Annotated in this window: 22 protein-coding genes; 5 read left to right on the top strand and 17 right to left on the bottom strand. The window is 66.4% G+C overall.

The features are described from left to right. Nucleotides 1–26: 26 nt before the first annotated feature. The 16 genes from ACPGXI_RS00680 to ACPGXI_RS00605 form a co-directional block, all read right to left on the bottom strand. Complete coding sequence (locus tag ACPGXI_RS00680) at nt 27–365, bottom strand: P-II family nitrogen regulator (RefSeq protein WP_099025406.1); 339 nt, start codon at nt 363–365, stop codon at nt 27–29. A 33-nt stretch (nt 366–398) separates the two neighbouring features. Beyond that, nucleotides 399–1751, bottom strand: coding sequence for an ammonium transporter (locus ACPGXI_RS00675; RefSeq protein ID WP_526648750.1), 1353 nt, complete (start codon nt 1749–1751; stop codon nt 399–401). 241 nt (nt 1752–1992) lie between these two features. Then, complete coding sequence (gene ftsY, locus ACPGXI_RS00670) at nt 1993–3330, bottom strand: signal recognition particle-docking protein FtsY (RefSeq protein WP_526648748.1); 1338 nt, start codon at nt 3328–3330, stop codon at nt 1993–1995. A 59-nt stretch (nt 3331–3389) separates the two neighbouring features. Next, nucleotides 3390–6977 carry a chromosome segregation protein SMC gene (smc, locus tag ACPGXI_RS00665; RefSeq protein WP_526648746.1) on the bottom strand — a complete coding sequence of 1196 codons (3588 nt, stop codon included), beginning with the start codon at nt 6975–6977 and terminating at the stop codon, nt 3390–3392. A gap of 26 nt (nt 6978–7003) precedes the next feature. Beyond that, nucleotides 7004–7285 carry an acylphosphatase gene (locus tag ACPGXI_RS00660; RefSeq protein ID WP_526648744.1) on the bottom strand — a complete coding sequence of 94 codons (282 nt, stop codon included), beginning with the start codon at nt 7283–7285 and terminating at the stop codon, nt 7004–7006. Further along, nucleotides 7272–7688 (bottom strand): OsmC family protein, encoded by a 417-nt coding sequence (locus ACPGXI_RS00655; protein WP_526648742.1) that lies wholly within the window; start codon nt 7686–7688, stop codon nt 7272–7274. Before ACPGXI_RS00655 ends, ACPGXI_RS00660 begins: the two co-directional genes overlap by 14 nt. 9 nt (nt 7689–7697) lie before the next feature. Continuing rightward, on the bottom strand, nt 7698–8555 hold the full coding sequence (gene mutM, locus ACPGXI_RS00650) for a bifunctional DNA-formamidopyrimidine glycosylase/DNA-(apurinic or apyrimidinic site) lyase (protein ID WP_526648740.1): 858 nt from the start codon (nt 8553–8555) through the stop codon (nt 7698–7700). 32 nt (nt 8556–8587) lie between these two features. Then, nucleotides 8588–9280 (bottom strand): ribonuclease III, encoded by a 693-nt coding sequence (rnc, locus tag ACPGXI_RS00645; RefSeq protein ID WP_526648738.1) that lies wholly within the window; start codon nt 9278–9280, stop codon nt 8588–8590. Then, nucleotides 9277–9915, bottom strand: coding sequence for a YceD family protein (locus ACPGXI_RS00640; protein WP_526648736.1), 639 nt, complete (start codon nt 9913–9915; stop codon nt 9277–9279). The genes rnc and ACPGXI_RS00640 overlap by 4 nt, the downstream gene beginning before the upstream one ends. A 49-nt stretch (nt 9916–9964) precedes the next feature. Further along, complete coding sequence (gene sepIVA, locus ACPGXI_RS00635; RefSeq protein ID WP_526648734.1) at nt 9965–10702, bottom strand: cell division protein SepIVA; 738 nt, start codon at nt 10700–10702, stop codon at nt 9965–9967. Nucleotides 10703–10895: 193 nt separating this feature from the next. After that, nucleotides 10896–11378 (bottom strand): pantetheine-phosphate adenylyltransferase, encoded by a 483-nt coding sequence (gene coaD, locus ACPGXI_RS00630; RefSeq protein WP_526648732.1) that lies wholly within the window; start codon nt 11376–11378, stop codon nt 10896–10898. 54 nt (nt 11379–11432) lie between these two features. Beyond that, a complete protein-coding gene (gene rsmD / locus ACPGXI_RS00625) occupies nt 11433–11999 on the bottom strand; it encodes a 16S rRNA (guanine(966)-N(2))-methyltransferase RsmD (RefSeq protein ID WP_526648824.1) in 567 nt (188 codons plus the stop codon). Then, on the bottom strand, nt 11996–15448 hold the full coding sequence (locus tag ACPGXI_RS00620) for a pyruvate carboxylase (protein ID WP_526648822.1): 3453 nt from the start codon (nt 15446–15448) through the stop codon (nt 11996–11998). The genes rsmD and ACPGXI_RS00620 overlap by 4 nt, the downstream gene beginning before the upstream one ends. Before the next feature lie 62 nt (nt 15449–15510). Beyond that, nucleotides 15511–16149 (bottom strand): vitamin K epoxide reductase family protein, encoded by a 639-nt coding sequence (locus ACPGXI_RS00615; RefSeq protein ID WP_526648820.1) that lies wholly within the window; start codon nt 16147–16149, stop codon nt 15511–15513. Between the two features lie 2 nt (nt 16150–16151). Continuing rightward, complete coding sequence (locus ACPGXI_RS00610) at nt 16152–16919, bottom strand: DsbA family protein (RefSeq protein WP_526648730.1); 768 nt, start codon at nt 16917–16919, stop codon at nt 16152–16154. A gap of 32 nt (nt 16920–16951) precedes the next feature. Further along, the gene (locus ACPGXI_RS00605; protein WP_526648728.1) at nt 16952–18034 is read right to left on the bottom strand and encodes an alpha/beta hydrolase; all 1083 of its coding nucleotides are present in this window, start codon (nt 18032–18034) and stop codon (nt 16952–16954) included. Between the two features lie 189 nt (nt 18035–18223). On the opposite strand from ACPGXI_RS00605, the gene ACPGXI_RS00600 reads away from it, so the two are divergent. After that, entirely contained in the window at nt 18224–19063 is an 840-nt protein-coding gene (locus ACPGXI_RS00600) for an aldo/keto reductase (protein WP_526648726.1), read from the top strand. 11 nt (nt 19064–19074) lie between these two features. Here ACPGXI_RS00600 and ACPGXI_RS00595 read toward each other — a convergent pair whose 3' ends face one another. Continuing rightward, entirely contained in the window at nt 19075–19881 is an 807-nt protein-coding gene (locus ACPGXI_RS00595) for an enoyl-CoA hydratase/isomerase family protein (RefSeq protein WP_526648724.1), read from the bottom strand. 103 nt (nt 19882–19984) lie between these two features. Between ACPGXI_RS00595 and ACPGXI_RS00590 the strand changes: the two genes are divergently transcribed. From ACPGXI_RS00590 to ACPGXI_RS00575, 4 genes are all read left to right on the top strand, one after another. Beyond that, complete coding sequence (locus ACPGXI_RS00590; RefSeq protein ID WP_526648818.1) at nt 19985–21292, top strand: TIGR03086 family metal-binding protein; 1308 nt, start codon at nt 19985–19987, stop codon at nt 21290–21292. Between the two features lie 186 nt (nt 21293–21478). After that, nucleotides 21479–22054, top strand: coding sequence for a hypothetical protein (locus tag ACPGXI_RS00585; RefSeq protein ID WP_526648722.1), 576 nt, complete (start codon nt 21479–21481; stop codon nt 22052–22054). A 187-nt stretch (nt 22055–22241) separates the two neighbouring features. Continuing rightward, a complete protein-coding gene (locus tag ACPGXI_RS00580) occupies nt 22242–22781 on the top strand; it encodes a copper chaperone PCu(A)C (protein WP_526648720.1) in 540 nt (179 codons plus the stop codon). Further along, the gene (locus tag ACPGXI_RS00575; protein WP_526648718.1) at nt 22774–23991 is read left to right on the top strand and encodes a Dyp-type peroxidase; all 1218 of its coding nucleotides are present in this window, start codon (nt 22774–22776) and stop codon (nt 23989–23991) included. Before ACPGXI_RS00580 ends, ACPGXI_RS00575 begins: the two co-directional genes overlap by 8 nt. Nucleotides 23992–23998: the final 7 nt, after the last annotated feature.

The raw sequence follows: 23998 nt of genomic DNA, 5'->3' as shown, positions 1-23998 counted from the left end.
GGCGGCAGGGTCTGGTAAACGTCCCGTCAAAGGGCGTCGGTCCCCCGCTCGCCGGTGCGCACCCGAACCACGGTCTCAACCGGGCTGACCCACACCTTCCCATCACCGATCTTCCCGGTACGCGCGGCCTGGACGATCACGTCCACCACCTTGTCGACGGCGGAATCGTCGACGACGACCTCCACGCGCACCTTCGGGACGAAGTCCACCGAATACTCGGCGCCGCGATAGACCTCAGTGTGTCCCTTTTGGCGACCGTAGCCCTGAACTTCGCTGACGGTCATCCCGAGAATTCCCGTCTGCTCCAGACCGGTCTTGACATCCTCCAGCGTGAACGGCTTGACGATCGCAGTAATCAGCTTCATGTAGTCGATCCCTTCCGATGAAATTGTCGCCGATCAGGCGAGCTCGTAAGCCGTTTCGGCATGTTCAGTCTCATCGATACCAGTGTCCTCATCCTCCTTGGACACTCGCCAGCCCAGCGGCTTGACGATGAACGCGATGATCACGGTCATGATCGCGGTGAAGAGCATGGCCACCGTCGCGATAACCAACTGCACGACGAGCTGCTGGATGCCGCCGCCGTAGAAGAGGCCGGTTTCCACAGCCAGGAATCCGATAGCGATGGTGCCCCACAACCCGGCTACGAGGTGGACGCCCACAACGTCGAGCGAATCGTCATAGCCGAGCTTGTACTTCAGCCCGATGGCGAGCGCGGAGAGCACACCGGCGATAGCACCGAGGATCAGCGAACCGATAGCGCTGAGCGAACCGCAGGCCGGCGTGATCGCGACCAAGCCCGCGACGATGCCCGACGCAGCGCCGACGCTGGTGGCGTGGCCGTCACGGATGCGCTCCACCAGCAACCACGCCAGCATCGCCGCCGCGGTAGCAGCGGTGGTGTTCACCCATACCGCACCGGCGAGCATGTCCGCCGCACCCTCGGAGCCCACGTTGAAGCCGAACCAGCCGAACCACAGGATGGATGCGCCGAGCAGAACGAACGGAACATTGTGTGGGCGGAAGGCGACCTTGCCGAAGCTGTTTCGCTTACCGAGCAGAAGTGCCAGCACGAGAGCGGCCATACCGGCGTTGATGTGCACCACGGTGCCACCGGCGAAGTCGATGGGTTCGACGTTGGCGCCACCTTCCTCGTCGACGCCGAACAGCTTGGCGGCGATACCCGACTCCGACGCCGAAAGCAGGCCTCCGCCCCAGACCATATGGGCCAGAGGGAAATACACCAGCGTGACCCAAATGCCGCCGAACAGCAGCCAGGTGCCGAACTTCATCCGCTCGGCCACCGCGCCACTGATCAGCGCGACGGTGATCACGGCGAAGGTGAGCTGGAAGGCCACCCAGACGATGGCGGGCACCGTTCCGAATCCGCCGAGGACGAAGGTATCGACACCGTCGATCACCCGAACCTCTGTCAGCTGGCTCAGCCCGAACAGGGAGAAGGGGTTGTCGAAGACGCCGAAGAAGTTGCTGCCCCCGGTGTGTGCTGATGCAAAGGACATCGAGTAGCCCCACAGCACGTAGATGACGCTGACGACGCCCATCGAGCCGAACGACATCATCAACATGTTGAGGACGGACTTCTGGCGTGACAGACCACCGTAGAAGAACGCCAGGCCCGGTGTCATGAACAACACCAGCGCGGCAGCGGTGAGCACCCACGCCGTGTCACCGGCGCTCAGACCTCCGGGCCCGAACGGCAGGAACGCATCGTCTGGTAAGGCAAAAACCACTTTGTGTGAACCTCCTTGGAATGACGGCCGACAGGATCGGCCTCGGAGAAGAGACTCTGTGGCTCGCGTTTCACCGGTGCTTCTGTTGTGTTTCGGATATGTGAACGGACAAACCCAAGTCGTTACGCTCGTGTTTCCGTCGCCGGGATCAGCAGAAGTTCGTGCCGCGTGGAAGAATCATTGGCTTTTCGCGCCGCATCAGGGCTGCCAGCCTGCAGCCTGCCAGCCGAGATGAGCGCTGCTAGCCGAGAAGCGCGTCGACGAACGCCGCCGGCTCGAAAGGCGCGAGATCGTCGGGGCCCTCGCCCAGACCGACGAGTTTGACCGGTACCCCGAGTTCCTGCTGAACGCGGAAGACGATGCCGCCCTTGGCCGTGCCGTCCAGCTTGGTCAACACGACACCGGTGATGTTGACGACTTCGGCGAAGACGCGTGCCTGCGGCAGGCTGTTCTGGCCGATCGTCGCGTCCAGGACGAGGAGTACTTCGTCGACGACCGCACGGCGACCCACCACCCGCTTGACCTTGCCGAGTTCGTCCATCAGGCCGGTCTTGGTGTGCAGGCGGCCGGCTGTGTCGATGACGACGACGTCGGCTCCCGAGGCTATCCCGGTGTCGACGGCGTCGAACGCCACCGAGGCCGGGTCGGCGCCTTCGGAGCCGCGCACGACCTCGGCGCCGACGCGCGAGGCCCATGCCTGGAGCTGATCGGCTGCCGCGGCGCGGAACGTGTCCGCGGCGCCGAGAACGACGCGCCGGCCGTCGGCAACCAGGACGCGCGCGAGTTTGCCGACTGTCGTGGTCTTGCCGGTTCCGTTGACCCCCACCACCAGGAGCACTGACGGCTTGTCATCGTGGGGCAGGGCCTTGATGGAGCGGTCCAGGTCGGGTTGCAATTCCGAGATCAACACCTCGCGCAGCACCCCCCGAGCGTCGGCCTCGGTACGCACCCGGCTACTGGCCATCTGCGAGCGCAGCGCCTTCACCACCGACTCAGTGACGACCGGCCCGAGGTCGGCGATCAACAGAGTGTCCTCGACCTCTTCCCATGAGCCCTCGTCCAGATCGCCGCCGCCCAACAGGCCCAGCATGCTTCGGCCGAAGGTGCTCTGAGATTTCGCCAGCCGGCCGCGCAGGCGGCCCAGCCTGCCTTCGGGCGGCTCGATGGCGCCGACGTCGGGCTCGGCGGGCGCAACGGCGTCGACCTCAGGCGCGGCTGCCGGCGCAGAGGACAGATCAGGTGGTGGGAAATCTGGGAGCTTGACGTCGGCAATCGGACGTTTCGGGGCGTCGCGGGGAATGCTGGCGTCGTCGCCGACGGCGGGCAGACCGCTGGTGTCCAGCGGCTCCGGAGCGGGCTCGCGCCGACGCGTCGGCGTCTCCGGGGATTCGGGGGGCGCCGACGCGCTGAACGTGATGCCCGACGAGGCGGCATAGCCGCCCGAGCGGTCAACCGGAGTCGCGGTGTCTGGCGCCGCCAGGCTGATCCGGCGACGGCGATAGCGCACTAGGCCGACGACGAGCACAGCTACCAACAGAACGGCGATGACCGCGATCGCGATCCAAAGACCCTCAGACACGACGCCCATTGTCGCAGGGGTCGCCGCCGGCGCCGTTGGAGCCTACGAGCAGGTGGCCGTCAGGCCGGACTGGTCACCAGCTCCTGGCCCCGCATGCGCTGCGAGATGACCGTGGTGATGCCGTCGTTGCGCATGGTCACGCCGTACAGGGCGTCCGCGATCTCCATCGTCGGCTTCTGGTGGGTGATCACGATGAGCTGTGACACCTCGCGCAGCTGCTCGAACAGGCCGATCAGGCGGCGCAGGTTCACATCGTCGAGCGCGGCCTCCACCTCGTCCATCACGTAGAACGGCGATGGACGGGCGCGGAAGATCGCCACCAGCATCGCCACCGCCGTCAGCGACTTCTCCCCGCCGGAGAGCAGCGACAACCGCTTGATCTTCTTGCCCGGCGGTCGAGCCTCCACCTCAATGCCCGTGGTGAGCATGTCGCCCGGGTCGGTCAGCAGCAGCCTGCCCTCGCCGCCCGGGAACAACGTCGCGAACACCTGGGAGAACTCGCGTTCGACGTCTGCATACGCTTCCGCGAAGACCTGCAGAATTCGGGTGTCGACATCGGCGATCACGTCGAGAAGGTCCTTGCGGGCCGATTTGACATCCTCGAGCTGGGTGGAGAGGAAGTTGTAGCGCTCCTCCAGCGCGGCGAATTCCTCGAGAGCGAGCGGGTTGACCCTGCCGAGCTCATTGAGCTCGCGTTCAGCGCGCTTGGCTCGCTTCTCCTGGGTGGGCCGGTCGAACGGCAGCGGCGCGGGCACGGTGACCTGATCACCGCGTTCGCGCGCCAGGTCGTATTCCGCCATCTCGAGTTCCGTCGGGGGCAACGGGACGGTGGGCCCGTACTCGGCAACAAGGTCGGCGATCGCCATACCGAACTGTTCGAGCACCTGCTCCTCGAGTTGCTCGATACGCAATGCGGCTTGCGCTTTGGCGACCTCGTCACGGTGCAGCGAGTCGGTGAGCACGGTGATCCGGGTGGTGAGCTCGTTGACCTCCTCGCGCGTCTTCGCGCAAGCAGCGGCTCGGACCTGACGGTCGGCGGCGATGTGATCGCGGACACCGGAAGCGACGCTGACTGCCGAGCTCAACCGTGTCGCGACGAGTCGTCCAGCCTCGGCAACGGCGGCCGAAACCGCCGCGGCATGGACCCGTGCCTCACGTGCCCGCCTCGCGCGCATTCGAGCCTCACGTTCTGCGGTCGCCGCCCGGCGGAGCGAATCAGCCTGCCCACGAACGGCATTCGCACGTTCCTCAGCGGTGCGAACGGTCAGCCGGGCCTCGACCTCCGCCGAGCGCGCCGCTTCGGCCGCAACCGTCGATTCGTGGCGGTCGACGGGCTCGGCCTCGAACATCGGCTCCTGCTGGGCGTTGTGCAGCCGTTGCTCCAGTTGGGCCAGTTCCTCGACGGTGCGATTCCGGCCGGCCTCCAACTCGTCCCGCTGGCTGATCAGTCGCTGCCACTCGTCATCGGCACTGCGGGCCTCCTGACCCAGCCGTCCCAACTGCTCGTAAAGCGCTGAGATCGCGGCGTCGGACTCGTTGAGAGCCGCCAGCGCATGTTCGGCGGCGTCCTGACGGGAGGCCTGTTCAGCCAGCGCACCGGCGAGCGCTGCCGACAACTCACCGGTCTGTCGCTCAGCATCGACGAGGGCTGCCCGCGCCTTGCCGACCTCGGAGGCGATCTCCAGTGTGCTGGGCCTGCGGTCTGATCCACCACTGACCCAGCCGGCGCCGACGAGGTCGCCGTCGGAGGTCACCGCGCGCAGTTGTGGCTGTGCTGCAACGAGTTCCAGACCCGATGCCAGATCATCGACTACCGCCACCCCGGCGAGCATCGCGGTCACGGCGCCCTGTATCCGCGGCGCGGCATCGACCACGTCCACCGCCCACACCGCACCCGAGGGCAGCTGACCCGGCACCGGCATCGGCTGCGCGGGCCAGTCCCCCAGCACGATGGCTGCGCGCCCACCGTCGGACTTCTTCAGTGCGGCCACCGCCTCACGAGCGGCGCCGAAGTTCTCGGCGGCCACAGCGTCGGCAGCAGCACCCAGAACGACGGCGATCGCCGCCTCGTGACCGGAACGCACCTTGACCAGATGCGCGATGGAACCGAAAAGCCCTGATCCACTTCGGTTTTCCTGAAGCCAGGCGGCCCCGTCCTTGCGGTCCAACCCGACCGACAACGCATCGATACGCGCCTGAAGAGACGCCACCTCGCGTTCGGCAGCCCGTTCGCCTGCTTGCAGCTCGGCGACGCGTTCGTCAGCCAGACGCAGCGCCGACACCGTGCGGTCGTGCTGCTCATCGAGTCCCACCTCGCCTTCGTCGAGCTCGCCGACGCGGCTCTGCACCATCTCGAACTCGACCTGGGTGTGCTGAGCGCGCCCGGCAGCCTCCTCGATGCCTCCGGTAAGCCTCCCGACGGTCTCGTCGATCGACTCGACACGGGTGCGCATGGTGTCGACCTGGCCGGCCAGACGAGCCAGCCCCTCCCTGCGGTCGGCCTCGGCTCGCGCGGCTTCCAGGTGGGCCCGCTCGGCTTCGGCGGCGGCCTTCTCCCGCTCGGCCAGCTCGGCTCGAGTCTCATCGAGACGGGCCCGGGAGCGGGCCAATTCCCCCAGCAGCTGGCTCTCCTGTTCGGCAACCTCCTCGGCCTGCGCCTCGAGCGCGTCGGGGTCGGGGCCGCCCGACACGTCGGGTTCGGTATCAAGGTGCTGGGCACGTTCGCCGGCGATGCGGACCGTCGCGCCAACCCGCTCAGCCAGCGCCGAGAGCCGGAACCACCGCTGCTGCGCGGAGTCGGCCCGCTCGCCGAGATCCTCGACAGCGGATTCGTGGGAGGCCAACTCGACCACCCGGGCCGCCAACCGTTCGGCGAGGTCGTCGTGCTCGCGGCGCAGCGCCATCTCGGCCTGGTTGGTGTCATCGAACTCGGCCTTGCGGGCCACCAGGTCGTCGGCGGCCAATCGCAGCCGGGCGTCGCGCAGGTCGGCCTGGATCGTCTGGGCCCGGCGGGCCATTTCGGCCTGCCTGCCCAGCGGCTTGAGCTGTCGGCGCAGTTCCGACGTCAGGTCGGCCAGGCGGGCCAGATTCGCCGACATCGAGTCGAGCTTGCGTACCGCCTTTTCTTTGCGTTTTCGGTGCTTGAGAACGCCCGCGGCCTCCTCGATAAACGCCCGCCGGTCTTCGGGACGCGATTCGAGGATCTCGGCCAGCTTGCCCTGCCCGACCACCACGTGCATCTCACGGCCGATACCGGAATCACTGAGCAATTCCTGTACATCCATCAAACGGCAACTGGCGCCGTTGATCTCGTACTCGCCGGCACCGTCTCGGAACATCCGTCGGGTGATCGACACCTCGGAGTATTCGATGGGAAGCGCGTTGTCGGAGTTGTCGATCGTCAGGGTCACCTCGGCGCGGCCGAGTGGGGCGCGCGACGACGTCCCGGCGAAGATGACGTCTTCCATCTTGCCGCCCCGCAGCGTCTTGGCGCCTTGCTCCCCCATGACCCAGGTGAGCGCGTCGACCACGTTGGATTTACCCGAACCGTTGGGCCCCACGACACAGGTGATGCCGGGTTCGAAGCGCAGAGTCGTCGGCGAAGCGAAGGACTTGAAGCCCTTCAGCGTCAGACTCTTCAGATGCATGCCGCGTTACCCTACCGCTGAGCCGATCAGCGCTCGCTGAAGCCCACGACCGAGTCGGCCGGTTCGGACCAGTCCCAGATCACCTTGTCGACGTGGCCGGGTGTGTTCGGGCCCTGTAGCTGATCAAGGAGCCGCTCACACGCGTCGCGCGGGCCCTGGGCAACGACCTGGACGCGCCCGTCCGGCCGGTTCGACGCGAAGCCGGCCAGGCCGAGCTCAAGTGCCCGCGATCGCGTCCACCAGCGGAAACCCACACCCTGGACGTACCCGTGCACCCAGGCGGTGAGCCGGACGTCACCCTCTGCCAAGGTCTTTCACCTCAAGAGTCACTTTGGCCCCCGATTTCAACGTCCGTCCCACCGTGCACACCTGGTCGATCGCGCGTTCCACGACGGTCAACACGCGCGTGCGCTCGTCCTCGGACATCCCGGACAGGTCGACCTCGAGGGACTCCTCCAACAGCGGATAACGCTCCTGCTCGCGGTCGGCGGGCCCCGACACCCTGATCGTGGCCTGGTAATCGTCGCCGAGGCGCCGCCGTAGCGGCTGGTCACTGCTCAGGCCGCTGCACGCGGCCAGGGCAATCTTCATCAACTCCCCGGGGGTGAACACACCCTCGACGTCCTCGGATCCAACCAGGACCTCCGCACCCCGCGTGCTGCGCCCGGTGTAACGACGTACGCCGGTGCGCTGCACCCATAGTTCAGTCATGGCTCATTTCTACCGTGCCCGCAGGCGCGGTCGTGGTTGGCACCGCGGACAGTACGAGGACGAGCGGTTCATGAACTTCTCCCGCCGCATCACCGCTCCGCAGCGCTTGCACGGCTCACCCTCGCGGCCGTACGCATCCAGCGATCGGTCGAAGTAACCCGACTCCCCGTTGACGTTGACGTAGAGCGAATCGAACGAAGTGCCACCCTGTCCGAGCGCGTCGGTCATCACCTCGGCGGCCGAATCGAGCAACTCGGCCAGCTTGCGCCTGGACAGGCTCGAGGCCAGCCGGGCACCGTTGACCTGTGCTCGCCACAGCGCCTCGTCGGCGTAGATATTGCCGATCCCCGACACCACAGACTGGTCCAGCAGCTGACGCTTGACTTCAGAGTGCTTGTGCCGCAACACGGCAACGACGGCATCGCGGTCGAACTCCGGGTCCAGGGGATCACGAGCGATGTGCGCGACCGGCACCGGCACATCGGTTCCGTCGACGGTGACCACATCGGCGATCATCCATCCGCCGAATGTGCGCTGGTCGACGAAACTCAGCATGGTGCCGTCGTCGAGCTCCGCTGCGATGCGCAGGTGCTTCTCCTCGGGCTGGTCACCCAGCAGCATCTGACCGCTCATGCCCAGGTGAACGACCAGCGCCGCCTCCTCACCCAGCAGCAGCCACAGATACTTTCCGCGGCGACCCGTACCGGTGATGGTGGCGCCGACCAGTCGGGCGGTGAGGTCGGCAGACCCGGGCTCATGGCGCCGCACTGCGCGAGGATGGTGTACGCAGACGGCGGTGACAGTCCTGCCGGTAACGAATTCCTGCAACCCGCGCCGGACGACCTCGACCTCGGGAAGTTCAGGCATCCTGCTCGATCACCGGGATCACAGTGCCGGAATCAATCACTGTTGAGGGCGTTCCACGCTGCCGCGGCGGCCTTGAGTTCGGCCTCTTTCTTGGTGCGGCCGAGACCTTTTCCGTACTCGCTGGCGCCGACCGTCACGGTCGCCGTGAACTCCTTGTCGTGGTCGGGCCCAGTGGACGTCACGGCATAGGTCGGTGGGCCCATACCTCGCGAGGCAGTCAGCTCCTGCAGGCTGCTCTTCCAGTCCAGACCCGCGCCCAGCGTCGGGGCGGTATCCAGGAGGTCGTTGAACAGTCGCAGGATCACCTCCCGCGCCACTGAGACACCATGCTCCAGATAGATTGCGCCGAGTAGGGATTCGACGCCGTCGGCCAGGATGCTCGACTTGCCGGCGCCGCCGGAGTGCTCCTCGCCCTTGCCCAGCAACAGATAAGCGCCCAATCCATCCTCGGATAGCTGACGGCCGACGTCGGCCAGCGCGTGGGTGTTGACGATGCTGGCCCGCAACTTGGCCAGATCACCTTCGGAACAGTCGGGATGCCGGTGATAAAGCTCCTCGGTGATGGTCAGACCGAGCACTGAATCTCCGAGGAACTCCAGCCGTTCGTTGGTGGGCAGCCCGCCGTGCTCGTAGGAGTAGCTGCGGTGGGTGAGCGCCATCGTCAACAGCTGATCGGGCAGTTCGACACCCAGGGCTTTGCTCAGCAGCGCGCGGTCGACCGTCACGACTCGTCTCCGGTCTGCTCGCGAAGCCCATCTGCACTCTGCTCGCGAAGCTCATCTGCACTCTGCTCGCGAAGCTCGGCCAGCTTGGCCCATCGCGGGTCGATCTGCTCGTGATGATGCCCGGGCTCTGCACCGGCCAACGGGATACCGCAGTGCTGACACAGCCCAGCGCAGTCCGAACTGCACACCGGCGACAACGGCAGTGCCAGCCCGGCGGCGTCGATGATCGGCTGCTCGAGGTCCACGGCTTCGGCATTACCCTCACAGGTGACGCGCGCGACCTCGTCGGCATCGGTGGTCTCGTCGGTCGTACTGTCGGGGTAGGCGAACAGTTCGGTGAGATCAATCTCAACCTCGCCGGTAATCGGCTGCAGACACCGGGAACACTCGCCCGATGTTGGCGCCGCCACGGTCCCGGTGACCAGAACCCCCTCGGAAACCGATTCCAGGCGGAGGTTCAATTCCAGCGGCGCGCCTTGGTCGACGGCGACCAGATCCAGCCCTAGTCGCGACGGACTCTGGACAGTCATCTCGAGGGGCATCATCGAACCGGGCCGCCGACCGAGCCCGGAGATGTCGATCACCAGCGGCGACCGTGATGCCCGGCGCGCCGCTGCGTTCCCATGCCTGGCCATCGCCTTATCGTACGTTCAGCCCCACTCGTAGGTTCAGCCCCACGTGGGGTCAGCGGGACGCGTAGTCGTGGGTTCCCGCAGCGGTCCGCAGCTGATGACGTCCGCGGCCGACGGAACGCAGCGTTCCGTTGAGGAAGTCCTCGAACTCGGCCAGTTTGCTGTCGACATAGATGTCACACTCACCGCGCAGGCGGTCCGCTTCCGCGTGCGCTGAGTCCGCCAATCGGGTGGCCTCGGCAGTGGCCGTGGCCACGATCTCCGTCTCGGACACCAGTCGCTGCTGCTCCTTGATGCCTTCCTGCACTGCCTTCTCGTAGGTCACGTTGCCGCTTTCGATCATCCGGTCGGCTTCGGACTTGGCCCGTCCAGTAGTCGCCTCGTACTCGCGTTTGGCAGTAGCGGCGATCCGGCCGGCTTCCTCGCGGGCCTCGCCCACCACGCGTTCACTGTGCTGGCGCGCTTCAGCGACCATTCGGTCGGCCTGCGACTTCGCGTCGGCGAGCAGTCGGTCGGCCTCCGCGCGGGCGTGGTTGACCATCGAATCGGCCTCCGCGTTGGCGGTCGACACGGTGGAGTCGCAGTGATCCTTGGCCTCGCGGAGCAATGAGTCGCGGGCGTCGAGTACGTCCTGCGCATCGTCGAGTTCGCCAGGGATCGCGTCCTTGATGTCGTCGATCAACTCCAGGACGTCTCCGCGGGGCACTACACAGCCTGCGGTCATCGGCACGCCGCGCGCTTCTTCGACGATCGCACCCATTTCATCGAGCGCTTCAAAAACTCGGTACACGGCGACACCCTCCAGGCGTAGTTGGCTGTCACCAGTGTGCCTGGTGTTACGCCTGTGACTCAGTTATCGGCACCGGTGTGTCGTTACCAATTGCTTCTCGAAGGCTTGCTCATCCAGGGCTGCAGTGTGCGACCAGATCGCGATTCGGGCCGATGCGACGATCTGACCGCACATCAGCGTGCGCCGGCGTGGGTCAGGCCCGGGCGCTGAGCTTGGCCCGCAGGCGGGCGTTCACCGGTTCGGGCAGCAGACCTGACACGTCACCGCCCATCATCGCGACCTCTTTGGCCAGCGAGGACGACACGAAGGAGTACTGCGGGGTCGTTGCGACGAAGAAGGTGTCGACACCGGCGATGTGCTTGTTCATCTGGGCCATCTGTAGCTCGTATTCGAAGTCGGTGCCCGTACGCAGACCTTTCACGATCGCTGTCAGACCCCGCGCCTTGACGAAGTCGACGACGAGACCCTGCCCCGACTCCACCCGCAGGTTCGGCAGATGAGCCGTCGACTCCTCGATCAGGGCGATCCGCTCCTCGAGGTTGAACATGCCCTGCTTGCTCGGGTTCACGAGCACCGCGATGATCAACTCGTCGAACTGCGCCGCGGCCCGCTCGAAGATGTCTATGTGACCGAGGGTCACCGGGTCGAAGGATCCCGGGCACACAGCTCCGCTCATGGGGGTCGACGCTAGCAGCGGCGAACCCGCACGGCGAGGAAACAGCCCCCAAGGTCAACTGCGTTCGGCAAGCTCGATGCGGGTGTCCCCGTATCGCCGGGCGCTCCACGCCGACCATCCATCCGGCCACCCGAGCTCGGGGCCCGAGGTCGGGCGCTCCACCAACGCAACGGTGCCCGGAACGGTCCAGCCGCCCGAGACTAGAGCCGCGAGCACATCGCCTACCTGCGCGTCATCGACCTCGTATGGCGGGTCGGCCAGCACCAGGTCCACCGGCCGGGCGGCGCCTGCGCCCAGTACTGCCCCCACCGTGCCGCGACGCACCGACGCGGCGGGCACGCCCAGGGCCGCGATGTTCTGGGTGATCACCGCCGCCGCCCTGGCATCGGACTCCACGAATAGCGCCGATGCCGCGCCCCTGGAGAGCGCCTCCAGGCCCAGCGCGCCCGACCCGGCGTACAGGTCCAGCACGTGCAGCCCTGCGAAGTCGATCCGTGCCGCCAGGAGGTTGAACACCGCCTCGCGCACCCGGTCGGTGGTCGGACGGGTACCTCGTCCGGACTTGTGCTGCGGCACCGCGATTCGGCGCCCTCCCAGCGCGCCGGCAACGATCCGGGTCAGTGTGATCCCCCGGTCGTCCCCTGCGCTTCGCGCGTGGGCCCATCGCTTCCGCTGGCCGAACCGACCACCACCAGCAGATCGCCGCCTTCGACCTGCGCGGTGGCCGACACCGCGACTCGTTCGACGGTGCCCGGCCTGGGCGCGGTGATCGCCGCCTCCATCTTCATCGCCTCGATGGTGGCGATGGTCTGGCCGGCCTCCACCGCATCCCCGGCGGAGACGCCGACGGTGACCACACCGGCGAACGGGGCCGCGACGTGGTCGGGATTGTTGCGATCGGCCTTCTCGGCGGTGGGCACCTCGCTGGCCACACTGCGGTCGCGGACAACAACCGGCCGCAACTGGCCGTTGATGATGCACATCACCGTGCGCATCCCACGCTCGTCGGGGTCGGAGATCGCCTCGAGGCCGATCAGCAGCTCGACACCGCGCTCCAGGGTGACCCGATGCTCGTCGGCGTGCCGCAGCCCATAGAAGAATTGGTTGGCCGACAGGCTGGAGGTATCACCATAGAGCTCGTGATGGGCTTCGAATTCCGTTGTCGGGCCGGGGAACAGCAGCCTGTTCAACGCGCCCTGACGCGGGATGCCGGCTTGGGTCAGGGCCGCTTCGTCAGCCGCGCTGAGTACGGCCTGCTGCTTGGCGGGGGCGCGGCCGACCAGCGCCTTGCTGCGCAGCGGCTCCGGCCAGCCGCCCGGGGGGTCGCCCAGCTCGCCGCGCAGGAACCCGATGACCGAGTCCGGAATGTCGAACCGCGCTGGATCCGAGGCGAATTCGTCCGCGGTGACACCCGCGCCGACCAGAGCCAGAGCAAGGTCGCCGACGACCTTTGAGGAAGGCGTCACCTTGACCAGTCGGCCCAAGATCCGATCGGCGCCGGCGTAGCTGACCTCGATTTCTTCAAAACGGTCACCCAGCCCCAACGCGATGGCCTGCTGGCGCAGGTTCGACAGCTGGCCACCGGGAATCTCGTGGTCGTAGACCCGGCCCGTGGGGGCCGGAATGGCAGAGGCCGCAACATCAAAAGGTGCGTAGACCTTTCGCAGCGCTTCCCAGTAGGGCTCGAGTTCGCAGACCGCCGACAGTGACAACCCGGTGTCGTACTCGGTGTGCGCCGTCGCCGCGACGATGGAACTCAGCGCAGGCTGGCTCGTCGTGCCGGCCAACGGCGCCGAGGCGCCGTCGACGGCGTTGGCACCCGCCTGCCAGGCCGCCAGGTAGGTCGCCAACTGACCCCCTGGAGTGTCGTGGGTGTGCACGTGCACGGGCAGGTCGAACCGGCTCCGCAGCGCGCTGACCAGCATGGCGGCTGCCTGCGGGCGTAGCAGACCCGCCATGTCCTTGATAGCCAGCACATGCGCGCCGGCGTCCACGATCTGCTCGGCGAGCTTGAGGTAATAGTCCAGCGTGTAGAGGTTCTCGGCGGGGTCGGACAGGTCCCCGGTGTAGGACATCGCGACTTCGGCGACGGCCGTGCCGGTGTCGCGCACGGCGTCGATCGCGGGCCGCATCGAATCCACGTTGTTGAGCGCGTCGAAGATGCGGAAAATGTCAACGCCCACCGCGGTCGCTTCGTCAACGAACGCGTGGGTGACCGACTCCGGGTAGGGCGTGTAGCCGACGGTGTTTCGTCCGCGAAGCAGCATCTGAAGACAAATGTTGGGAATGGCCTCGCGCAGCGCGGCCAGCCTCTCCCAGGGATCCTCCTTGAGGAATCGGAGCGCGACGTCATAGGTCGCACCGCCCCAACATTCCAGGGACAACAATTGCGGAGTCATCCGCGCAATGTAGGGAGCCACCATCACCAGGCTCGAGGTGCGGATTCGGGTCGCCAACAGAGACTGGTGCGCGTCGCGGAACGTTGTGTCGGTGACGCCGACGGATTTCGATTCGCGCATCCACCGGGCGAACGCCTCGGGCCCCACCTCGCTGAGCAGATGTTTACTGCCGCGCGGCGGCATCGCATTGAGGTCGATCTCGGGCAACTTGTCCTGGGGGTAGACAGTGGACGGGCGCGGCCCGTGTGGTTGGTTGACCGTCACGTCGGCCAGGTAGCTGAGGATCTTGCTGCCGCGGTCGGCCGGCGAACGTGCGGTCAGCAGATAGGGCCGCTCTTCGATGAACGAGGTCGTGACCCGGCCGGCCCGGAAGTCGGGATCGTCGATGACGGCCTGCAGGAACGGGATGTTCGTCGATACCCCCCGAACGCGGAATTCGGCCAGCGCCCGATGCGCACGCGCCACCGCCGCGTCGAAGTCCCGGCCTCGGCAGGTGAGTTTGACGAGCATCGAATCGAAATGCGCGCCGATCTCGGCGCCCAGATGCGCGCCGCCGTCGAGCCGGATGCCCGCTCCGCCCGGCGACCGGTAGGCGGTGATACGTCCGGCGTCGGGACGGAAGCCGTTGGCCGGGTCTTCGGTGGTGATCCGGCACTGCAAGGCGAAACCCCTTGGTGCCGTGAACATGTCCTGAGACAGACCGAGGCCGGCGAGCGTCTCCCCGGAGGCAAGGCGCAGCTGACTGCCAACCAGGTCCACGTCGGTGATTTCCTCGGTGACGGTGTGCTCGACCTGGATTCGCGGATTGCATTCGATGAACACGTGACGCCCACGCTCATCAAGCAGGAACTCGACGGTGCCGGCACACGAGTAGTCGATCTCGCGGGCGAACGCGACGGCGTCGCCGCAGATCTTCTCCCGTAACTCCTCGGGCAGGTTCGGCGCCGGCGCGAGCTCGATCACCTTCTGGTGCCGGCGCTGTACGCTGCAGTCGCGTTCGAAAAGATGCATGACGTTGCCGGCGGTGTCGGCAAGGATCTGCACCTCGATGTGGCGCGGGTTGAGAACCGCCTGCTCGAGATAAACGATCGGGTCGCCGAACGCGGATTCGGCCTCCCGACTGGCGGCCTCGACCGCCTCGGCCAGCGCCGCAGGATCGGTGACCCGGCGCATACCGCGACCGCCACCGCCCGATACCGCTTTGACGAACAGCGGGAACTCCATGTCGCGTGCGGCTTCGAGAAGTTCGTCGACCGATGCCGAGGGGGCCGACGAGGCCAGCACCGGAAGCCCGGCGGCACGCGCCGCGGCGATCGCCCTGGCCTTGTTTCCCGTCAACTCCAGCACACCGGCGCTGGGGCCTACGAACGTGATGCCGGTGGCCGCGCACGCCGCGGCCAGTTCCGGGTTCTCCGAGAGGAAGCCGTAACCCGGGTAGACCGCATCGGCGCCGGCCTGGGTGGCCACCCGGATGATCTCGTCGACCGACAGGTAGGCCCGAACAGGATGTCCGATCTCGCCGATCTGGTAGGACTCGTCAGCCTTCAACCGGTGCTGGGAATTACGATCCTCATACGGGTAGACCGCGACCGTCGCGATGCCCATCTCGTAGGCGGCGCGAAACGCGCGGATTGCGATCTCGCCGCGATTCGCGACGAGAACTTTGGAGATCCGACCAGCCACGGTTCACTCTAACCCTCACAAAACCTCCCGCCCCCGAGGTTCGGTGACAATCAGATGAGAGTCGACCAGTAGTTCCAGAAGCGCACCAGAATCAGCAGGGTCACCGCGGTGAACCACAACGCCACCAGCGACCAACGCCAGTCATAGAGGGCCCTGACCAGGCCCGAGCCGCTGTTCTGGGGCGCTAGCGCGATCGACGCGGCCACCACCAGGAGCGGGATCGTCACGGCCCAGACCACCATGCAATAGGGGCACAGCGCGCCGATCCGGTAGAGGCTCTGGAAGATCAGCCAATGCACGAATACCGTGCCCAACAGCGCGCCGGTGGCCAGACCCGCCCAATACCAGCGCGGCAGCCTCACCCCGGCCACAGCGAGCACTCCCGTCACGAGCGCAACGGAAAAGGCGACGACTCCGATCAACGGGTTGGGGAAACCGAATAATGACGCCTGCGGTGTGATCATCACCGAACCGCACGACAGAACCGGGTTGATGCTGCAGGTCGGCACGTAGTCGGGGTTGATGAGGATTTCGATCTTCTCGATCGTCAGGGTCATGGCCGCCAGGAGCCCGACGGCACCGGCGACGAGCACCCACAACGCGCTGCTTCGGCCGACCTCGACCCCCGGGCGGTCGGCGTCCGACGGTTCGGCCGCCGACGATATCGGGCTAGGCGCCGAGTCGGTCACCGTCACGATGCCGGAGCGGGTGCGGGCTCGGGCGCCACCGCATCGAGGGCCGGCACATCACCGACGATCTCCTTGATCTTCGCGACCAGCGCATCCGGGGTGCTGTATTCGTACTCCTCGCCGTTGATGCGAATCGACGGCGTGGATTTGATTCCGGTGGCGGCGGCCAGGCCGCCGACCATGTCGACGTAGGTGCCCTTGTCGATGCACTCTGGAACGGTTCCTCCTGCACCGGCCTGGCGCGCGATCTCGATGAGGCGATCGTTGTCCGGATACTGAGTGCCCACTTCGCTGGGCTGCTGCGAGAACAGCGCGGCATGGAACCGTCGGAACGCGTCGACCGATTCGTCGGCCACGCAGTAGGCCGCGGCACCGGCGCGCGCCGGATAGTTCTGGTTCTGCGGATGGTCCAGGATGGCGACCATGTAGTAGTCGGCGGCGATCGCGCCGGAGTCGATCAGCTTGCCGATAGTAGGGCCGAACTGCTCCTCCATGGTGGCGCAGTGCGGGCACAGGAAGTCTTCGTACATCGACACCACAGCCTTGGGCTCCTCGGTGCCTTCCTTCTTGATCAGGCTGCTCGACTCCACCCGGACGGATCTTTCCTCACCTGCGGTGGGCTTTTCGTCGGCGGACATCACGATATAGAGCACCAGGGCGACCGCAAAGATCACCACTATGGCGGTCAGACCGATCTGCACGAAGATGTTGCGCTTACGGTCGGCTGCCTTCAGGTCGTAGCGCGCGTTTTTCTTGGGTTTGGAAGCCACGGCACACAGAGTACCGGCGTGGCCTGCCGCAGTTAGCGGGCGCGGGTCAGATGCGCGCGCATGGCCGAGATGACCTCGGCGGTGGCGGTGGCGCTGGCACCGCCCAGCGGGAAGAAGTTGGCGAAGCCGTGCACCAGAGAGCCGTACTCCCGATAGTCGACGGGCACCCCCGCCCGGCGCATGGCGTCGGCGTATTGCCGGCCCTCGTCGCGCAGCGGATCGAAGCCGGCGGTGACGACCAGCGCCGGCGGCAACCCCGACAGATCGTCGGCCAGTAGCGGTGACACCCGCGGGTCGGCACCTTCGACCTGCGCGTCATCGAGGTAGCGTCCGGCGAACCACTCGATATCGCGCCTGGTGAGGAAGAAACCGCGGGCGAACAGTGTGCGCGAGCGGGTCTGCCCGCCGATGTTGGTCATCGGATAGAACAACAGCTGCAGCGCCGGTAGCGGCGCCTTCTCGGCGCGGGCCCGAAGCGACACCACTGCAGCCAGGTTCCCGCCTGCACTGTCGCCACCGACCGCCACGCGCTGCCGATCGGCGCCCAATTCGGCGGCGTGCTCGCAGGCCCACACATAGGCGGCATAGGCGTCCTCGGAGGCGGCGGGGGCCGGGTGCTCGGGCGCCAGCCGGTAGTCCACCGACAGCACGTGGGTGCGTCCCTCCCGGCAGATCTGGCGGCACAGGTCATCGTGGGTGTCGATGCTCCCGATCACGTGGCCGCCGCCGTGGTAGAAGACCAGCAGCGGTGCCTCGGGTTCGTCGGTGCGGTAGTGCCGAGCCCTGATCGGGCCCACCGCACCCGCCACTGTGAGATCGGTGATCGCGGAGACCGGTATGTGCTTCTTGAAGCTGCCCGCCAGCAGTTCCAGATGAACGCGCGCGGTGGCGACGTCATCGTCGGCGACGAGCCCGTCGAGGCCGAGTGCCTGCTGACCGGCCAGCATCAACTGCATTGTCGTATCCAGGGTGTTGCCGTCGAAGGTGATCGAACGCCCCCCCAGTAGTAACCGCTTGACGCGATCCGGGAGGTGCGGCAGGCCCCGCAACGTCACCGCTGCGACCTTGTTGATCACCGCGTCCCTGGCGCTGACCCCGGTCGCGTTCTGCGTCATGTCTGCTCCATCGTTTGGCCGGACCTTACCGCCGGTGAAACGGGGCAAAACTCCCGGGCAGCCCAATGATTAGGCGACTTACCCACACGGCAATATAGTCATCGACAGAACCGGCTTCGGAACCGCACTGCCAGTGCTGAACGCCGGGATCCGACCGGACGAGCGTTCCACTCCAGCAGGGAAGGTGACATGAGTTCCGCGGCAGCAATTCCCTCCGTCACGCTCAATGACGACAACACGATGCCGGTGATCGGCCTCGGCGTGGGCGGCCTGTCGGATTCCCACACTGAAGCCGCCGTCCTGGCCGCGCTGGAGGCAGGCTACCGACTGATCGACACGGCTGCTGCTGACGGTAACGAGGAGGCGGTCGGACGTGCGATCGCCGGGTCCGGGGTGCCGCGCAGTGAATTGTTCGTCACGACGAAGCTGGCCACTGCCGATCAGGGCTTTCAGGCCTCCCAGGACTCCGTCAAGGCCAGCCTCACCCGGCTTGGGCTCGATTACGTGGATCTCTACCTCATCGAGTGGCCTGCCACCGAGCTCGGCAAGTACGTCGACAGCTGGGGCGGCATGATGAAGTCCCAGTCGGTCGGCGACATCCGGTCGATCGGCCTCAGCAACTTCCACGCCTCGGCGATCGACGACATCATCAGCCTGTCGTACTTCACCCCCGCCGTGAACCAGATCGAACTGCATCCGCTGCTGAACCAGGCCGAGCTGCGTGGGATCAACGCCGAGCACAGCATCATCACCGAGGCCTACGGCCCGTTGGGCGCCGGCAACCTGCTGGACCACGCGGCGGTCACCGCCATCGCCGAGGAATACGGCAAAACGTCGGCTCAGGTACTTATTCGGTGGAGCCTGCAGCTGGGCAATGTCGTTATCCCGCGCTCTTCCTCGCCGGAGCGGATCACGTCCAACCTCGACGTGTTCGGGTTCGAATTGACCGATGATCAGCTGTCCACCCTCAACGGACTGAACGATGGCACCCGGTTCCACCCGGATCCCGAGACCTACCCCGGAAGCTGATCCCGGGAGTTTCACCGTCCCTCGAATACCGCTGGTCGACGTTCCAAGAACGCGCCTAAGCCCTCGGCGGCGTCGCGGCTGCTCAGCACTCTCTGATTCCAGCTGTACAGGACCGCGGCGGCGGCATCGCGGGACGCACGCTCAGCGGCCCGTGCGGATTCCAACGCCGCCTGAACGGCAAGCGGGGCGTTCGCGGCAATCAGCCCGGCGACCTCAACCGCCCGTTCCAGATGCCGGCCTTCGGGTACCACCTCGCTGATGAGGCCTGCCGCCAGCGCTTCGTCGGCATCGAAGCGCTCAGCAGTGAGCAGAAATCGCATTCCGGCGGCGCCGAGTCGGTCCGGCAGCCGAAATGTCGCCCCGCCCAGCGGAAAGATACCCCGCGCCACCTCGAGCTGAGCGAAACGGGTGCCCTCGGCGGCTACGGCAACCTGCGAGGCCAGTGCCAACTCGATGCCCAGCGTGTTGCACGACCCGTGGACCGCGACGACGACCGGCTTCGGGCAGGGCTCGCCGAAAAAGTTCCACGGATCGTAGCCGTCTGCGGGAAGTACCGCTTTGGGGTCGCCCGTGGCCACCATCGGCGCCACCGACGCCAGATCCAGCCCGGCGGTGAACAGCCGGCCATGTCCATAGATCACCCCGACGCGAAGGTGATCGGAGTCGGCCAATCGCCGTAGCGCCCGACTCACCGTCGCGATCACCTCGAGGTTCCACAGATTGTGCTCATCCGGGCGGTTCACCCCGATGAGCAGCAGCGGCCCATCTTCATCGAGGGTGACCGGACCCCGGGTGTTCTCGGTGTTCTCGTCAGACATGGCTTCACCGTCGCACGCCCGGGTGGCTGTCGAATCCAATCCGGCAAACCCAGCCTGTCGACCGATGCGTTAGCAACTGCTAACGTATCGAAGTGTGCCCGACATGCTGGAAGTCGCAGCCGAGCCGACTCGGCGACGGTTGTTGCAGCTACTGGCCTCCGGCGAACAAACTGTCAGCCAATTGGCCTCGCAATTTCCGGTCACCCGCTCGGCAATATCGCAACACCTCGCCATCCTTGCCGAGGTGGGCCTGGTTTCGGCCCGCAAGCAGGGGCGGGAACGGTACTACCGGCTCGTGGAACGCGGGGTGGCGCGGCTGCGCATCCTTTTCGAGACATTCTGGAGCGACGAACTCGACCGGCTCGTCGCCGACGCCACCCAGCCCACATCACTGCAAGGAGACAAAGCCATGACGTTCACCAAATCAGTTCTCGTACAACTGAATCCGGCCGACACATTCGCGCTCATCACCGAGCCCGACAGACTCCGGCGCTGGATGGCAATCGCCGCGCGGGTGGAGCTACGCGCCGGCGGAGAATACCGGTGGACGGTGACCCCGGGTCACGCCGTGGCGGGCGAGTTCATCGAGGTGGACCCGGGCCGACGGGTGGTCTTCACCTGGGGCTGGGAGGACGGCGGCGATCCGTTGCCCGGCGGGTCCGCGGTAACGGTGACGCTCACGCCGGTCGACGGTGGCACCGAGGTGCACCTGGTCCACGACGGACTGACCGATGACCAGGCAGCGCGCCACGCCGAGGGGTGGAACCACTTTCTCGACCGGTTGGTGGCTGCCGGTCGAGAGGGCGACGCCGGTCCCGACGACTGGGCGGCGGTGCCCGACACGATCGACGAACTCAACAGCGCCGAAGCCACGCTGGCGGTCCTGCAGCATGTCCTGCGCGATTTAGATGCGGCCGCACTCCGCAGCCAGACGCCGTGCACGCAGTTCGACGTCTCGCAGTTGGCCGACCACCTCATCGGATCGATCACCTCCATCGGCACCGCGGCAGACGCACAGATGCCGACCCGGGACACCCGCGCACCGCTGGAGACCCAGGTAGCCGACGCCGCCGAGGTGGCACTCGAGGCCTGGCGGCGCCGGGGGGTGGACGGAACGGTTCCGTTGGGTTCCTCCGAGATTCCGGCCGCCATCATGGCCGGGGTCATGTCCATTGAATTCCTGGTCCACGCCTGGGATTTCGCACAGGCGACCGGACGCGATGTGGTGGTTTCCGAGCCGGTGTCCGAATACGTTCTGGGGCTGGCCCCCAAGGTCATCACACCGCAAGCGCGCGGCTTCGCCGGCTTCTCCGAGGCCGTGCACACCGCACCCGACGCCGGTGTCCTTGATCAGCTCATCGCCTTCACCGGCCGCCAACCGGCTGTCGTCGCTCGAGAATCCGCCAACTAAACGGTGTGGGAGGTTGAGTCACGTCGCCGCGTTACCGCTCGACGCCCCGTCAGTGGGTCGCAAGGCGGTGTTGACAGACCCGCAGGATGCGGTGTTCAGCGTGCTCGAGCCTGCCCCCCGGGGGCGGTAAACCGTCCCCCCGGGTCCTGAATGTGGGTATGGGGCGCAGCCGGTAAGATCCCTGCCGTGGGAACACCGACGTCACGTGCGCGCTGGTTGCGCGGCGCTCTGGTCGGTATGACGTCAGCCGTGCTGACGGTAGGTGCTCACGCCACTGCCGGCGGCGGTATTCCCAACGGCAGCGCGTTGATCATTGTGCTGTTGGTCTGCGCCGCCCTGGGCTCGATGGCGGGCTGCCTGCGGCTGGAGGGCCGGGGCGCTAGATGGCTGGGAACCGCCGCTGCGCTGTTAGCTGCACAGTTCCTGGGACACGTCACCCTGATGGCGGCCGGCCACCAACACCACAGCTACCAACACCACGGCTACCAACACCACGGTGCCGCCGAACTCGCGCTCAGCCCCACGATGATCGCCACTCACACCGGCGCGGCCGTGATCCTCGCCGTCGCGATCACCGCGGCGGAATACCTGTACGTGGTGTGCTCGTCGGTGCTGTGCTGGCTACGCCTGTTCGCGCTGGCCGAGGGCGCCCGCGCCACCCAGGCGCCGCGCGCAGTTGCACGAGACTTCGTCGCACAGTCGGTGTTGCGCTGTCGGGGTGTGGGAATGCGCGCCCCGCCACTGGGCCTCGCCGCCGTCTAGCTTCGACCCCCCGGTAGCTTCTGCCCGTGTAACTGCCGCAGCGCCTGAACGTTGCGGTTTTCGGGACGCCGCCGTTATCTGGACGCCGCACAGTCCTTGACCCGACTCCGCACTGGAGCAAATCACACATCGGCGAGAACGATGTCGACTGATTTTCAACTTTTCAACACCGAGCCGAGAGAATCCCATGTCTGACAAAGGAATCCGGACCACAGTCGGCGCCGCCCTGGCCGCCGCCGCGCTGATCAGTTCCGGTTGCACCTCATCACCAGGGCATAAAGAAGAATCTATGGCCTCCACCGTGACCATCAACGACCAGTGGGCCAGCTCGACCGACATGGAGATGGCCGCGGTATTCGGCACGCTCACCAACACCGGACATCACGAAGCTCGAATCGTGGCCGGCGAATCACCGCAGGCGGGGCGCGTCGAAATCCACGAAGTCACGCCCAACGCCACCGGAACCAACGTGATGCTTCCCAAAGAAGGCGGGATCGCCTTGCCCGCCGAAGGCTCGCATGACCTCGTTCCCGGCGGCGATCACATCATGCTCATGGACCTCACTGAGCCGCTGAAACCTGGAGCAGACGTCGATTTCACGGTGATCTTCGAGGATGGGTCCACCCTGCCGGCCACTGCGCAGATCCGCGATTTCGCGGGCGCGGGCGAGGATTATCAGCCGAACTCTGAAATGCCTGCCGGGGTGCCGCACCACGATCATGGCTGACGATTCAGAACGCCGCGGCATCACGGTCAAGCGGCGGCGCCTCCTCACAGGTGGAGCCGCCGCGTTGGCCGCGGGCGCCGCAATCAGCCAGTGCGGCGCCGCCCAGTCAGCGGGTTCGGCAAGTGAATCGCGCAGTACCCCAGAACCATTCCACGGTGCGCACCAGGCCGGCATCATCACTCCGCCGCAGTCCCACGCGCTGTTCGTGGCGATGGATCTCAAGCCGCTGCCCGATCGCAGCCCGCGCGACATCCTCTCGGCAATCCTCAAGCTGTGGACCTCCGATGCGTCGCGGCTCACTCAGGGCCGGCCCGCGCTGGCCGACACCGAGCCCGAGCTTGCCTTGCATCCAGCGCGGCTCACAGTCACTGTCGGGCTGGGAGCGAGCCTTTTCGAACGCATCGGGCTGACACAGCTGAAACCGCCGACTGCCGTTGAACAACCAGCGTTCTCGACAGACCGCCTCGACCCCAGGTGGTGCGGCGGCGATCTTCTGCTGCAGATCTGCGCCGACGATCCCGTCGTCGTCTCACATGCCAGTCGCGTTCTACTCAAGAACGTGCACAGCATGACTCGACAACGTTGGCGACAGTCAGGTTTTCGTCACCCGAGCGGATCTGATCGCTCCGGTGGCAGCATGCGCAATCTGATGGGTCAGGTCGACGGGACGGTGAACCCGCACGATGCGGCAGCGTTTGACAGCCAGGTCTGGGATGACGGCTCCGCGCAGGGATGGTTCTCCGGCGGCACCGTCCTGGTTCTACGGCGCATCCGTGCCGAGATGGACACCTGGGACGAACTCGACCGTACGAGTAAGGAATTGACCATGGGTCGCCGGCTCGACAATGGCGCCCCGCTGACCGGCGAACGCGAAACCGACGAACCTGACTTCACCGCCCGCCGCAACGGCATCCCGGTGATTCCGCCCAACTCCCACATAGCATTAGCCCGGCACCACCATGCCGGAGAGCAGTTCCTGCGCAGGCCGTACAACTACGACGACCCTCCAGCGGGCGACCAAACCACTGATAGCGGACTGATTTTCGCCGCATTTCAGCAGGACCCGAGACGACAGTTCGTCCCGGTCCAGCGCCGACTCGCCGAAGCCGATGCCCTCAATCCCTGGGTGACGACGATCGGCTCGGCGACGTTCGCGATACTGCCGGGCACCGCTGAAGACGGCTACCTGGGAGAAACGCTGCTCGCTTAGCACGCAC

It is taken from the genome of Mycobacterium sp. (assembly GCF_049608025.1).
In the GTDB taxonomy this organism is placed as follows: Bacteria; Actinomycetota; Actinomycetes; order Mycobacteriales; family Mycobacteriaceae; genus Mycobacterium.
Note: the sequence above shows the minus strand (reverse complement) of the source record. Positions and strands in the feature narration are given on the sequence as shown.